The 13,606-nt window shown below is 65.3% G+C and carries 8 protein-coding genes and 1 tRNA gene; 3 read left to right on the forward strand and 6 right to left on the reverse strand.

Going from position 1 to position 13,606, the window contains the following annotated elements; translation table 11 throughout:
* Window positions 1-83 precede the first annotated feature (83 nt).
* The 3 genes from PQ457_RS00465 to PQ457_RS00475 form a co-directional block, all read right to left on the reverse strand.
* Window positions 84-4,829, reverse strand: a complete 4,746-nt coding sequence (locus PQ457_RS00465) for an NAD-glutamate dehydrogenase domain-containing protein (RefSeq protein ID WP_273617874.1) — start codon at window positions 4,827-4,829, stop codon at window positions 84-86.
* Window positions 4,830-5,011: 182 nt separating this feature from the next.
* Window positions 5,012-5,881 carry a tetratricopeptide repeat protein gene (locus PQ457_RS00470; protein ID WP_273617875.1) on the reverse strand — a complete coding sequence of 290 codons (870 nt, stop codon included), beginning with the start codon at window positions 5,879-5,881 and terminating at the stop codon, window positions 5,012-5,014.
* Between the two features lie 6 nt (window positions 5,882-5,887).
* The gene (locus PQ457_RS00475; RefSeq protein ID WP_273617876.1) at window positions 5,888-6,616 is read right to left on the reverse strand and encodes an alpha/beta fold hydrolase; all 729 of its coding nucleotides are present in this window, start codon (window positions 6,614-6,616) and stop codon (window positions 5,888-5,890) included.
* Window positions 6,617-6,724: 108 nt separating this feature from the next.
* Here PQ457_RS00475 and thrS point away from each other — a divergent pair, with 108 nt between their 5' ends.
* Complete coding sequence (thrS, locus tag PQ457_RS00480) at window positions 6,725-8,716, forward strand: threonine--tRNA ligase (RefSeq protein WP_273617877.1); 1,992 nt, start codon at window positions 6,725-6,727, stop codon at window positions 8,714-8,716.
* Window positions 8,717-8,943: 227 nt separating this feature from the next.
* On the forward strand, window positions 8,944-9,720 hold the full coding sequence (locus PQ457_RS00485) for a siderophore-interacting protein (RefSeq protein ID WP_273617878.1): 777 nt from the start codon (window positions 8,944-8,946) through the stop codon (window positions 9,718-9,720).
* 239 nt (window positions 9,721-9,959) lie between these two features.
* Here the strand turns inward: PQ457_RS00485 and PQ457_RS00490 are convergent, their stop codons facing one another.
* Both PQ457_RS00490 and PQ457_RS00495 read right to left on the reverse strand, forming a co-directional pair.
* A complete protein-coding gene (locus PQ457_RS00490) occupies window positions 9,960-10,655 on the reverse strand; it encodes an RlmE family RNA methyltransferase (RefSeq protein WP_168603137.1) in 696 nt (231 codons plus the stop codon).
* Window positions 10,652-12,049 carry a Ppx/GppA phosphatase family protein gene (locus PQ457_RS00495; protein ID WP_420540952.1) on the reverse strand — a complete coding sequence of 466 codons (1,398 nt, stop codon included), beginning with the start codon at window positions 12,047-12,049 and terminating at the stop codon, window positions 10,652-10,654. The genes PQ457_RS00490 and PQ457_RS00495 overlap by 4 nt, the downstream gene beginning before the upstream one ends.
* Before the next feature lie 267 nt (window positions 12,050-12,316).
* Between PQ457_RS00495 and PQ457_RS00500 the strand changes: the two genes are divergently transcribed.
* Window positions 12,317-12,390, forward strand: a tRNA-Gln gene (locus tag PQ457_RS00500).
* 18 nt (window positions 12,391-12,408) lie between these two features.
* Here the strand turns inward: PQ457_RS00500 and PQ457_RS00505 are convergent.
* Entirely contained in the window at window positions 12,409-13,479 is a 1,071-nt protein-coding gene (locus tag PQ457_RS00505) for a tyrosine-type recombinase/integrase (RefSeq protein ID WP_273617879.1), read from the reverse strand.
* Between the last annotated feature and the right edge of the window lie 127 nt (window positions 13,480-13,606).

Raw genomic sequence — 13,606 nt, forward strand, 5'->3', positions numbered from 1 at the left:
CGAAACGTCAAACCCAAAACGCAACGCAGACAGTAACGGGAGCGCGAGGGACGAGTCCCTCGCATCACCCCTTTCCCTAAACCTCACCGCATCAACAACCCCCGCGCCTGCCCGGCAATCTGGGCCAACAGGGCGGGCGTGGTGGGCACGACCTTGCGCGCCCGCTCGATCATGCCGCCAAAGCGCGCCACGCCATCGGCCTGCGCGGCCAGCCAGTCATTGACCGCGCCTTGCGGATCGCCGCCGTTCCAGCGGCGCAGCGCATCCAGCCGCATCTGCTGGAAATCGCGGGCAAGGCCGCCCACCAGCAGGCGTTCCCATGGGTCGGAGGGCGAGAGGCGCGCGGCGGTGGCCTGCGCCCAATCGAGGCCCAGCGTTGCGCCAAGGCTGGTAAAGGCCTTGGCCAGCGAGACGGCTTCCAGCCCCGCGCCATGGGCCAGCGCCGCGATGCCCACCGCCCCGTCAAGGTCGAACAGGCGCACCACGCTGCTCAATTCCGCCTCATTGGCCCCCGCCACCGAGAGTTCGGCGCGCAGGCGGGCCGAACCGCTGCGCGCCTCGGACACCAGCAGCCCGTCGAGCGCACCGGCCAGTTCCTCCAGCGCCGGGGCCAGCGCATCGGCCAGCACCGAGGGGAATTCCTGCGCCGCACCCGCGCGCAGCAGGTCGGCCATATGCCCGCGCAGCGCATGGGCCGCCCGTTCAAACAGCAGGATACGCGCCGGTTCCTCCATCTGCCCGCTTTCGATATCGTTCCACACCGGCCCCATGGCGAACAGCCTTTCGGCGGCAAGGAAAGCGGCGGCCACATCGGCAAGGCTCACGCCTTCCTCTTCGGCCAGTTCGAAGGGGTGGATAAAGCCCATCCGGTTGACCAGCCGGTTGGCGATTCGCGTGGCCAGGATTTCCCGGCGCAGGCGGTGGTTCAGGATGTCCTCGCGGTACGTCTCGCGCATGGCGGGCGGGAAAGCGGAGAGCAGGTCCGCCTCCAGCCCCGGATCATCCAGCACGCCCGAGCGTTCCAGCGCATCCTGAAGCACCAGTTTGGCGCTGGAGAGCAGCACGGCCAGTTCGGGGCGGGTAAAGCCTTCCCCATCCTCGGCGCGGCGGTGGAACGTGTCGGCATCCGCCAGCCCCTCGGTGCGGCGGTCGAGATGGCCGCCATCCTCCAGCACCTCGATCAACCGAACATAGCCCGGCACGGCCGCCGCCCCGCCGCTTTCGGCAATGGACAGGCCCAGCGCCTGCAAGCGGTTATCCTCCAGCACCAGCGCGGCCACATCGTCGGTCATGCTGGAGAGCAGCGCCACGCGGCCATCCTCATCCAGCCGGCCCGCGCGCTTGGCGCTGGCCAGCGCGATCTTGATGTTGACCTCCTTGTCCGAGCAATCGACGCCCGCCGAATTGTCAATGAAGTCCGGATTGTCGCGTCCGCCAACCCCTTGCGCGCCATGCAGGCCATAGTCGATGCGTCCCGCCTGGGTGCAGCCCAGATTGCCGCCTTCGCCGATCACGCGGGCGCGCACATCGGCGCCGTTCACGCGGATCGCATCATTGGCCGGATCGCCCACATCGGCATGGGCCTCATGCGGGGCCTTCAAATAGGTGCCGATGCCGCCAAACCAGAGCAGATCAACCGGGGCTTTCAGGATCGCGGTCATCAGGCTGTCGGGATCGATGCTCTCGCCCTCGATGCCTAAAGCCTCGCAGATTTCGGGCGAGAGGGGGATCGACTTTTGCGTGCGCGGGAAAACCCCGCCGCCCTGCGAAATCAGGCTCTTGTCATAATCGTCCCAGCTTGACCGGGGCAGGGCGAAGAGGCGGCTGCGCTCCTCCCACGACTTTTCGGCGTCGGGCGCGGGGTCGAGGAAAATATGCCGGTGGTCAAAGGCCGCCACCAGCCGGATCGAGCGCGACAACAGCATCCCGTTGCCGAACACATCGCCCGACATATCGCCCACGCCCACCACGCGAATCGGGTCGGTCTGAACATCAATGCCCATTTCGCGGAAATGGCGCTGAACCGAAATCCATGCCCCGCGTGCGGTGATGCCCATCGCCTTGTGGTCATAGCCCTTGGACCCGCCGCTGGCGAAGGCATCGTCCAGCCAGAAGTCCTTTTCCGCCGCCAGCGCATTGGCCGTGTCGGAGAAAGTCGCGGTGCCCTTGTCGGCGGCGACCACGAAATAGGGGTCTTCGCCATCGAGCACCACCATGCCCGCCGGATGCACCACCGCGCCATCGACAATATTGTCGGTGAGCGAGAGCAGGGTGCGGATGAAGAGCTTGTAGCTTTCGCGCCCTTCATTGGCCCATGCGTCGCGGTTTTGCGCCGGGTCGGGCAATTGCTTGGGATAGAAACCGCCCTTGGCGCCGGTGGGCACGATCACGGCGTTCTTGACGCGCTGCGCCTTCATCAGGCCCAGCACCTCGGTGCGGAAATCGTCGCGCCGGTCGGACCAGCGCAGGCCCCCGCGCGCCACCGGCCCGGCGCGCAGGTGGATGCCCTCGACACGGGGCGAATAGACGAAGATTTCGCGCCACGGCAAAGGCTTGGGCAGGCCCGGCACAAGCGCTGAATCGAATTTGAAGGCCAGTGCCTCGCGCCCCGCATCGACAAAGGCATTGGTGCGCAGGCACGCATGAACCACCGCGCGGAAGGCGCGCAGCAGGCGGTCCTGGTTGATCGCGGTCACGCCCGCCAGCCCGTCGCGGATCGCCTCCTCGGCCAAGGCTTCGGCCTTGTCGCGGTCATCAATGCCGGGCTGATGGCGCGCGCGCAGCAGATCGACCAGACCCAGCGTGACCACCGGCGCGCCCAGCAGCGCGTCGACCGCCGTATCAATGCCATAGGACAGGCCGGTTTGCCGCAGATAGCGATAGAAGGCGCGCAGCCAGTTGGCCTCCCGCGCCGACAGGCCCACGCCCACGATCAGCCGGTTGAACCCGTCATTCTCGCCCGCGCCATGCAGCATCGCGGTCAGCGCATCCTCGATGATCGGTGCATGGCCCAACACCTCGCCCAGCGATTGCCCGCCGCGCAGCGTCAGCACGAAATCATGGATCGAACCCAGCGCCAGATCGCCCGATTCCAGCGTGGTGGGGATCGTATCGATCACGCGGAAGCCGAAATTTTCCAGCGCGGGCACGACATCGGACAGGACCAGCGAACCGTGACGCTGATAAAGCTTGAGGCGCAATTGCCCTTCCTCATCACCCGGCAGGCGATAGAGGCGCACGCCGCGCTGATGGGCCTCGTCATCGGGGGCGGCGGCGATGCGGCGCAGATGGGCGATGTCCTGCGCGGCCTCGGCCGGGCCATAAAGGTTGCGATAGGCGATGGGAAAGGCCCCGGCATAGCGCGCGGCGATGGCGGCGGCGCGGCCCGATTCCTCGGTGCGGGCGACCTCGACCTCGACCGCATCGCCCCATCCGCGCAGCATGGCGCGCAAACGGGCGTCGAGCGCCGCCTCATCGGGTTCAGGACAGCTCTTCTGGCCTTCATCCACCGACAGGGTAAAGCGCAACTGGGCCAGATTCGATCCCTCGACCTCAAGGCTCCAGTCGATCACCTGCCCCTGCGTGGCCTCGCTCAGCATCTGGGCGATCTCGTGGCGGACCTCGGTGGCCACCGAATCGCGCGGCAGCCAGACGAAAGCGTAAATGTGCCGTTCGAGCGGCGCGCAGACCAGCGCGATGCGCGGGCGCGGGCGGTCGATCAGACTCATCATGGCCAGCGCCACACGCTCCATATCGACATCGGTAAAGCCGATCATCAGATCATGGGGCAGGCTGGTCATCGCATGGGTCAGCACCTTGCCCGCATGGCCGTTGGGGCTGAACTCATGCTTTTCCAGCAGCGCGGAGAGCTGCGCGCGCATCAGCGGCACATGGCCTGGCGCGGTGGCCAGCGCGGCGCTGGTCCACACGCCCGCATGGACCGAGAGCGCGGCCAGTTTGCCCTCCTCGATCACGGGCAGGATGAACAGGTCGAGCGGCACCCGGCGGTGGACATGGGCAATACGGTTCGATTTGACGATCAGCGGCAGGCGGCCCGCCCCGCCCCGCGCCAGAAAATGATCAAACCAGGCAAAGCAGCGGGCATAGGCGGGCGCGGAGAGCAATTCCCACGTGCTCTTGCGGCAAATGCCCAGCGCGCCGGTCTGCGTGCCGTCACGGCGGCGCACAACATGGCCCAGTTGCGTCAGCATCCCGTCATTGAACCAGCGCAGCAGGGCCGCGCCCTCGGTCCGGTCCATCGCGTTCAAGGTGGCGGCATCATCGACCATCGCGCGCTGGATCGCGGGCCAATCCCCCACCGCCGCGCGCACATCGCCCAGCGTCACGCCCAGCGCCGCCGAAATGGCCGCGCGCGTCCGGGCGTCGGCCCGTGCGGTTTCCAGATAGACCATCGATTCGCGCGGGATGCCGGGGCCGTGATCATCGGGAATCTGCGTGATCTCGCCTCGCCCGTCGCGCAGCACCGGCACCACCGGATGCAGCAACCGGTCAATCACCAGCCCCTGCGCCGAAATCGTCGTGGCGATCGAATCGACCAGAAAGGGCATGTCTTCATTGACGATGGCGATGCGCATGAAACGCCCGCCCCCTTCGCGCGACACATTTTCGATGGAAAGCGCGGTCTGCGTCCTTTCCCGCCGCCCTCCGGCGGCCAGCAGGAAACGCGCCGCCGCGATCAGCCCGTCGGCGTCCAGATCGCCGTCGCCGGGCAATTGCGCCTCGGCCAGATGGCGGGCCAGCGCGGTTTCGCGCGGGTTGATCGCAGGGGTTTGGGAAGGGGATTCAGGCTTACGAGAAATTTTTGTCATTGTCGGACACACTCTCCCCCCGTGGCCGGGGATGCGGCCGGGGCAGGGGGGATTCCCGGCTGCCCGGGGCCTGTATTACGACTTGGTCTTGGTTCGCCCCATCCGGCCTAGCCATCAGAGGTTACGCATTTGTGTTATTTTATTACCGTGATGCCGCCAAGATGGGATTGCACTTATACACTTTATTTTCCTGCCGTTTGGGCCGGGGTCTGCGGGCCGATCTGCGCCAGATAGGCTTTTGCGCGCGCGCCGCTGTCCGAATCGGGGCTGGTCTTGATCACCGATTCCCAGCTCTTGCGCGCCGCGTCCTCATGGCCTGACAGCATGGCGATGACGCCCGCCTCCACGCCGATTTCGCCGTCGCGCGGGTCCAGTCTGGCGGCATTCTCGATCTGGACCTGCGCCTCGGGCAATTTGTTCATCCGGCGCGAGAGTGTGGCCGAGAGCAGCCAGACCTGCGCATCATCGGGCAAGGCGGCGCGCGCGTCGGCCAGCACCGGCTCGGCCTCGACCTGGCGGCCCAATGCAACCAGCGCGCGGGCGCGGTCCACCATGATCCCGCCCGCCAGCACCGGCCGCGAGGCCGTGCGCGCATCGGCCAGCGCCGCATCGAGCAGCGGCAGGGCGTCATCGGCGGCCCCCTGCGCCAGCGCGGCATTGCCCGCCATCGCGCCCGCCTGCGCGCGCCAGAGCGGATCGGTGGTGGCGTCATGGGCGGCGATGAAGGCGGCGCGGGCCGCGCTCCACTGCCCCTGCCGGGACAGAGCGCTGCCAAGGCAGACATTGGCCTGCGCGCGGGCGATCTCATGCTCCCTGGCCGCGTCCTTCACCCATTGGCGCGCATCGCTCAGCCCGCCTGCCGGATCGCTCTCGGCCGCATCCATGCATTTGCGGAAATGGCTGGTTTGCGTGGGCCAATCGAACACGATGCCGCGCGGGCGGGGCGCCACCGGGCGCGGCCGGTCGATCTGGGGCAGGTTCAGGCCCGCAATGCCCCCACCGTTGAGCGAGGAAGCCTGAGCAACGAGGGGGATCAGGAAAACAAGGGCCATGGGCGATCAATCTGCAAAAGTAGCAAGGGTGCGCAGCAGCAGGGCGATGTCCTCATCCCGGCTGAGACGATGATCGCCGCCTTTGACAAGGGTGAGCTGAACATCGCCCGAACGCAGCGCCCCCAGCAGACGATGGCCGATGGCGGGCGGGACATCGGCGTCCTCGATCCCGTGCAGCAGGCGGACGGGGGCGTCGATAGGGATGGGGCTGTCGAGCTGCAATTGCGATTGGCCATCGGCCCAGAAGGCGGCATGGGTGGGCGTTGGTTCGGGGCCATAGGGATTGGGTTCGAGGATGGTCTGCCCGGCGGCCAGCTGTGCCTTTTGCGCCTCGTCATAGCCCCAAGCGGTGAAATCGGGCGCGGCGGCAATGCCCACCAATCCGGCGATGCGGTCGGGGATCGCGCGGGCCACCAGCAGCATCAGCCATCCGCCCATGCTCGACCCCACCAGCACGACAGGCCCTGCGACATAGGCCGCGATGAGCGAGAGCACCTCGTCGCGCCAGCGTGAGAGCGTGCCATCGGCAAAATCCCCCGGCGATTGCCCGCATCCCGAATAATCCAGCAGCAGGCATGCTCGCCCGTTTGCCGCCGCCCAGTCGAACACCGCGCTGGCCTTGCTGCCCGCCATATCGGACATATAGCCGGGCAGGAAGAGGATGGTCGGCCCCGTTCCGGGCGTGTGGCGATAGGCGATGGTGCGGCCGTCCGGCATCAGATGAGTCTGGATCATGGCGCTTCAGATGGGCCTGTTTGGCGCGCAAAACAAGTTTCCCGGCCGACAGCGGGCGGGCGCCTTTGCTGTTGAGCCTTGGCCGCGCGGGCGCTAAGGGCTTGGCCCATGTCGACCATGCTCAAGATCACCCTTCCCGATGGCTCTGTGCGCGAGATGGCGCCGGGCTCGACCCCTGCGGATGTTGCCGCCGCGATTGGCCCTGGCCTTGCCAAGGCCGCGATTGCCGCGCGCATCGATGGCGAACTGGTCGATCTCACCCGAACTTTCGCGGGCGATGCGCAATTGGCGCTGGTGACGGGCAAGGACGAGAAGGACGCGCTGGAACTGGCGCGGCATGATTTCGCCCACGTTCTGGCCGAAGCGGTGCAGGCGCTCTTTCCCGGCACGCAGATCACCTTTGGCCCGGCGACGGATGACGGCTTCTATTACGATTTCGCGCCCAAGGACCGCCCGTTTACCGATGAAGACCTGCCCGCGATCGAGGCGGAGATGCGCAAGATCATCGCCGCCAACAAGCCGCTGCGCCGCGAGGTGTGGAGCCGCGAGCAACTGATTTCGCGCTGGAAGCAGCAGGGCGAGAGCTTCAAGGCCGAATGGGCCGCCGAATTGCCCGAGGATGAGGAACTGACGGTTTACTGGTCGGGCGACGACTGGCTGGATATGTGCAAGGGGCCGCATCTGCCCTCGACCGGCAAGCTGGACCCGGCGGCCTTCAAGCTGACCCGCGTGTCGGGCGCCTATTGGCGCGGCGACCAGAAGAACGCGATGCTCAGCCGCATCTATGGCACGGGCTGGCTCAACAAGAAGCAGCTCGATGCGCATCTGTTGCGTCTGGAAGAAGCGGCCAAGCGCGACCACCGCAAGCTGGGCGCGGAGATGGACCTGTTCCACCTGCAATCCGAAGCGCATGGCAGCGTGTTCTGGCACCCCAAGGGCTATCTCATCTGGCGCGAGCTGGAGGCCTATATGCGCCGCGCCATTGACGGCACCGGCTATCAGGAGGTCAAGACCCCGCAGGTGATGGACGCCAAGCAGTGGGAGCAATCGGGCCACTGGGGCAAATATCGCGAAAACATGTTCGTCATCCCCGACGAGGCGCCGAATACCGAGGACGATGGCCCCATCGTCTCCAAGGACGCCGACTGGATGGCCTTGAAGCCGATGAACTGCCCGGCGCATGTGCTGATCTTCCGTCAGGGCATCAAGTCGTACCGCGAATTGCCGCTGCGTCTGGCCGAAATGGGCTGCTGCCACCGCAACGAGCCGCATGGCGCGTTGCACGGCATCATGCGCGTGCGCCAGTTCACGCAGGACGATGGCCACATCTTCTGCCGCGAGGATCAGATCGTCGAGGAAGTGCGCGCCTTCTGCCAACTGGCCGACCGCGTGTATAAGGACTTTGGCTTCACCTATTCGATCAAGCTGGCGCTGCGCCCGGAAAAGCGTTTCGGCAGCGAGGAAATGTGGGATCTGGCCGAGACGGAGCTGCGCGATGCGGTGGTCAATGCCGGTTTGGCCACCGAGGAATACGGTTGGGAAGAACTGCCGGGCGAGGGGGCCTTCTATGCGCCCAAGCTGGAGTGGCATCTGACCGACGCGATTGGCCGGACATGGCAGTGCGGCACGATCCAGTCGGACCGCGTGCTGCCCGAGCGCCTCGACGCGGCCTATATTGCCGAGGATGGCGAAAAGCACCGCCCGGTCATGCTGCACCGCGCGATTCTCGGCTCGTATGAGCGTTTCATCGGCATCCTGATCGAACATTTCGCCGGGAAACTGCCGGTGTGGCTGGCTCCGGTTCAGGCGGTGGTGGCCACCATCGTGTCGGACGCCGACGATTATGCGCAGGACGCCGTGGCGCAATTGAAGGCGGCGGGCATCCGCGTGGAAAGCGATCTGCGCAACGAGAAGATCAATTACAAGGTGCGCGAGCATTCGCTGAAAAAGGTGCCTTATCTGTTGGTTGTCGGCAAGCGCGAGGCCGAGGAAGGCACTGTGGCGGTCCGCATTCTGGGCGAGCAGCAGCAGAAGTTCATGCCGCTGTCGGAGGCGATTGCCATGCTGAAAGGTGAGGCGACGCCGCCCGATCTGCGCTGATCGCGCGAAAATTTTTGCAGGACACGGGAACGGCGCCTTCGGGCGCCGTTTTTGTTTTTGCGAGCCCGTCGCAAAAAATCGCGCGGGGGGACTTGTGTTTCGCGTTATAAGATATATCTTGATTGCAACATAGCGATTCAGGAACAGGCTGCTCCATGATGACTTACCTCGAAATCCTGCGCCGCCGCCACCTGCCCTCCCACCTTCCGCAAAAGGGAAAAGCCATCATGAGCACCGACACCGCCCCCCGCCACCAAGTCACCCGCATGCGCTACGAAATCCGCCGTCGCACGCTGACCGTCCAGACCATTGAGGCGCTTGGCCCCAACATGCGCCGCATCACCTTCTCCTGCGATGATCTCAACGATTTCGCCAGCGCTTCGCCCGACGACCATATCAAGCTGTTCTTTCCCCAGCCGGGCGAGGAAAAGCCGCTGATGCGCGATTACACCCCCCGCCGCTTTGATACGGCCGCTGGCATGCTGGTCATCGACTTCGCCCTCCACGAGGCAGGCCCCGCTACGAAATGGGCCATCGAGGCCAAGTCCGGCGACACGCTGGCCATCGGCGGGCCGCGCGGCTCGGCGGTCGTACCCGATGATTTCGACTGGTATCTCCTGATCGGCGACGAGGCCGCGCTGCCTTCGATCGGCCGCCGCACCGAGGAATTGCGCGCGGGCGTCCCCGTTATCACCGCCGTCGTGGTCGATGGGCCCGACAGCGAGCAGGTGTTTGCTGCGAAATCGGCATGGCAGGGCCTGTGGGCCCATCGTGGCGCCGCGCAGAGCGGGGGCAAGGAAGACGCCGCCCGCCTGATCGCGGCCCTTGGCGGGGTGGATTTGCCTGCGGGTGAGGGTTTCGTGTTCATCGCGGGCGAAACCGAAATGGCGCGGGCGGTAAAGGCCTATGTCGTCGATACGCTGGGCCATCCGCGCGAATGGGTGAAGGCTGCCGGTTACTGGACGCGCGGGGTGGCCGACAGCCATGGGGGAATTGAGGATTAAGGGGTTTTAGAAGGTTTGCCTCCGGCGGGCAAAGGGCGGGGGCCCTTTGCAATCCCGTTAAGGGGGTGGCGCTTGGTTGGCGGCGGTGGGGTTTGTGGTTTTATAGCCTGCGGCGCGGCGACCTAACGCTGCTCGGCGCCGCAGGCTATAAAATCCGAAGGCTGCGTCCGACACCTGACGCCGAACCCATGACGCAACGCAGACAGTAACGGGAGCGCGAGGGTCTAGACCCTCGCATTTCACCCTTCTTCCTTACCGGCTTCCAATTCCTCAACCGTCCCCTTGAACCCCTGAGCAATCACATACCACTCCGACGAATCCTTCCGGCTCGCAGGGGGCTTGGCGTGCTTTACGGTTGTGAAATGCCGCTTAAGGATGTTCAAAAGCCCCGGATCGGTCCCGCCCGCAAAGACTTTCGCCACGAATGCACCGCCTTTGGACAGGTTATGCACAGCGAAATCCACAGCCGTTTCCACAAGGCCCATCGTGCGCAAATGGTCGGTCTGTTTGTGGCCCACGGTGTTGGCGGCCATGTCCGAGATCACCAGATCGGGCCGCCCGCCCAGCGCCTCCATCAGCGCGTCGGGGGCCTCGTCGGCCATAAAGTCCATTTCGAACAGGATCGCGCCCTCGATCGGGTCGGTGGGCAGCAGGTCGATGCCGACCACGCCCGCTTGCGGCGCGCGCTGGCGCACCACCTGTGTCCACCCGCCCGGCGCCACGCCAAGATCGACCACCCGCCGCGAGCCTTTCACCAGACCGAATTTATCGTCCAGTTCAATGAGCTTATAGGCCGCGCGGCTGCGATAGCCGTCCGCCTTGGCTTTCTTGACATAGGGGTCGTTCAACTGCCGTTGCAGCCAGCGGGCCTGCGAGGCGGTGCGCCCCTTGGTGTTTTTCAGTCGAGTGCCGGGATCGCGGCCGGAACGGCTCATGCCGCGTCTCCTTTGCTGTGTGTGATGCCGATCAGGCTGCGCAGGATGCCTTCACGGATGCCGCGGTCGGCCACGCCAAGGCGCGCCGCCGGCCATAGATCGAGAATCGATTCGAGGATAGCGCAACCCGCCACCACCAGATCGGCCCGCTCGCGCCCGATGCACGCCACTTCGCGCCGTCCGGCCACGCTCAGGCTCGACAGGCGCTGGCTGATCGCGCGCATGCTGGCGGCGGGCACGATGCAGCCGTCCACCGCGCTGCGGTCGTAATGGGGCAGGTCGAGATGCACGCTGGCCAGCGTCGTCACCGTCCCGCTGGTGCCCAGCAGGCGCAGGGGCCCCCCTTTATGCTCAAGGTGATCGTGGACCAGCCCTTCGCGCAGGGGGGCGATGCGCGCGGCAAAGGCGGCAAAGCCGTCATCGACCAGCGCGCGCATTTCGGCATAGCGTTCAGCCCGGTCCTGCGGCGAATCGAGCTCGGGCCGGCAGCTTTCGGTCAGCGAGACGACGCCATAGGGGATCGAGACGAAATCGCGGATCAGCGGCACGCCGCCATCATCCTGATGCTCGATCAACACCAGTTCGGTCGAACCGCCGCCGATGTCGAACACCAGCGCCGGGCCGGGGCCGGGCTCGATCAGGATATGACAGCCCAGGACCGCAAGCCGCGCTTCCTCGCGCGCCGAGATGATGTCGAGCGCAATGCCGGTTTCGCGGCGGACACGCTCAATGAACTCCGGCCCGTTGGTGGCCCGCCGACAGGCCTCGGTGGCCACGGAACGCGCCAGCGCCACGCCTCGGCGGCGCAATTTATCCGCACAGATCCGCAGCGCGCCCATCGCCCGCTCCATCGCGGCATCCGACAGGCGCCCGGTCTGCGCCAGACCTTCGCCCAGGCGCACGACCCGGCTGAAGGCATCGACCACCACGAAACTGTCGCCCGCAGGCCGCGCGATCAGCAGGCGGCAATTGTTGGTGCCAAGGTCGATGGCGGCATAGGATTGGCCAAACGGCCCGTGAAAATAGGTCGAGGGCCGGGGCGCGGTGCCTTCGGGCGCCTTGGCGCCGGACTTGGCGGCATTGGGTGCTTTCTGGGGAAGGCCCGATTTTGGGGGATTGGCGGCCTTGCCCGGAACGGCTCTGGCCGCCGCGCCGCGTTCGCGCGCCTTTGCCCCGCGCCTGCGCCTTGCGCCGCGCCGCGAGGTGGGGGGCGCCGTCGCCCCGGAATTGCTCTGCTCCGCGGGCACGACTGCGCCTTCGGGCTTGCCGCCGGTTACGTCTACTCTCTGGTCCTTGCGCGGGGCGGCAGCGCGACTCTTGCGTGCCCGGCGCCTTGCTTTTTCCCCGCGCCGTTGAACCTTTGCTGGCGTGTCCGGCGGAGTTTGATCCGCCATGTGTAATTCTCAAAAATCTGTGCCCCGCGAGATACGCGGGTAATGTTGCCCTCCATGCTAGCGCCGAGCGGCCTCCGGAGCAATGGCTGATAAGGAGGATTGTCGCATCGGGCCGGACGCGGCGCGGGGCGGGCCGCCGGTGGCCGCCCCGACGGACCGGCGATTCCAGCGCGCCCATGCGACTTGCCGCAAGTTGCCATGGGTCTGCATTTTTCCTCTTGACGCTTGTAATCTGTGGGTTTAGAGGCCCGCTCCACACCGAGATGATGCCCTGTCGTCTAATGGTAAGACTACGGATTCTGATTCCGTCTATCGAGGTTCGAATCCTTGCAGGGCATCCATTTTCCTAAACATTTCGGTTAACCTTCAATGGTTTGGCTTTGTGCCATGGCTAACTTTTTAGCTTGGTTAGCCATCACTTTGTCCATTGCAGCATCCGCACGGATGCCTCGGGTGCTGTCACCAGCGTAGCGCAGGTACTCTTTTTCGGTCTTGTGCCCGGTGATCGCCATGCCCTCTTCATTGGTGCATCCGGCCTCTCGGCATCGCCGTGCAGCAGACTTGCGAAGGCCATGTGCGGAGCAATGCGGCAGGCCCGCAGCTATTGCGGCCTTTTTTATCATGTTGGCAAAGCCCTTTGGGCTAAACGGTTCGCCGCTCTTGTTTTCCAGCAGCGTCATCTTGCCCAGCGGTCCAGCATCCAGAGCTTCCTGCAAAGGCGGCACGATCGGCACATCAACCGTTGCGCTGGTTTTGCTTTGGTCGAGCTGGATGCGGCCGCCCTCGATCGTCTTCCGGCTCATAAAGCGAACGTCGCCGCTTCGTTGTGCCCCATAGAGCAGTAGGGCGAATGCTAGGCGCGGTTTGGTGCCCAGCGGGTGAGTCGCTTCAAATGCTGCCAGCTCGTCCTCTGTCCAGCGGTGATAGCCTACTGTTTCGGCGCGCGGCGGCTTGGTATCTTTCACCGGATCGAAACTGAACGGAACCAGCTTTGAGCGGCGTGCCACGATGAACAGTTGGGCCAGAAGTTTGCGAAGGCGCGCGGCGGCGTGTGGTTTGCTGCGCATGGCATTCATCAAGCGGGCGATGCGGTCGGCATCAAAGCGGATGATGGGATCATCACCAAACTTTGCGCGAAAGCGCTCCAAAACACCGCGATAAACGGTTTGTGTGGCCGGGCGCAGATCCTGAAAGGCGTTGTCGCGGTAATAGCGGACAATCACGTCCGACACGCTACCGGGCTTGATGTTCGATACGCCGGGCTTGATCGGTTCGCCAGCGAGGCAGGCGGCATACTCGGCTTCAAATTCCTTGGTGCCCTGTTCTGCCTTGAAATAGTGCGTCGCATATCCCTTGCGACGAAACCGCCACCGGCTCTTCTGGTGGCGGTCTTTGAATGAAGAAACATAAAGGAAGCGTTGGGGTTTCATGATCCTCCGAAGGCATCAAGGCGGGCGTCCAAATCGTCGTTGTCGCTGGCGGGTGCTGGGACGGTTGGGCTGATTTCAACGGTTACGCTGCCGTCAGGAGCAAGGCGCCCACGTATGGCAACGCCTT

It is taken from the genome of Novosphingobium humi (assembly GCF_028607105.1).
GTDB classification, from domain to species: domain Bacteria; phylum Pseudomonadota; class Alphaproteobacteria; order Sphingomonadales; family Sphingomonadaceae; genus Novosphingobium; species Novosphingobium humi.

Excerpts from the sequence above, each read along its gene's own strand:
- PQ457_RS00465 (WP_273617874.1), bottom strand. The coding sequence starts at position 4,829 with ATGACAAAAATTTCTCGTAAGCCTGAATCCCCTTCCCAAACCCCTGCG.
- PQ457_RS00470 (WP_273617875.1), bottom strand. The coding sequence starts at position 5,881 with ATGGCCCTTGTTTTCCTGATCCCCCTCGTTGCTCAGGCTTCCTCGCTC.
- PQ457_RS00475 (WP_273617876.1), bottom strand. The coding sequence starts at position 6,616 with ATGATCCAGACTCATCTGATGCCGGACGGCCGCACCATCGCCTATCGC.
- thrS (WP_273617877.1), top strand. The coding sequence starts at position 6,725 with ATGTCGACCATGCTCAAGATCACCCTTCCCGATGGCTCTGTGCGCGAG.
- PQ457_RS00485 (WP_273617878.1), top strand. The coding sequence starts at position 8,944 with ATGAGCACCGACACCGCCCCCCGCCACCAAGTCACCCGCATGCGCTAC.
- PQ457_RS00490 (WP_168603137.1), bottom strand. The coding sequence starts at position 10,655 with ATGAGCCGTTCCGGCCGCGATCCCGGCACTCGACTGAAAAACACCAAG.
- PQ457_RS00495 (WP_420540952.1), bottom strand. The coding sequence starts at position 12,049 with ATGGCGGATCAAACTCCGCCGGACACGCCAGCAAAGGTTCAACGGCGC.
- PQ457_RS00505 (WP_273617879.1), bottom strand. The coding sequence starts at position 13,479 with ATGAAACCCCAACGCTTCCTTTATGTTTCTTCATTCAAAGACCGCCAC.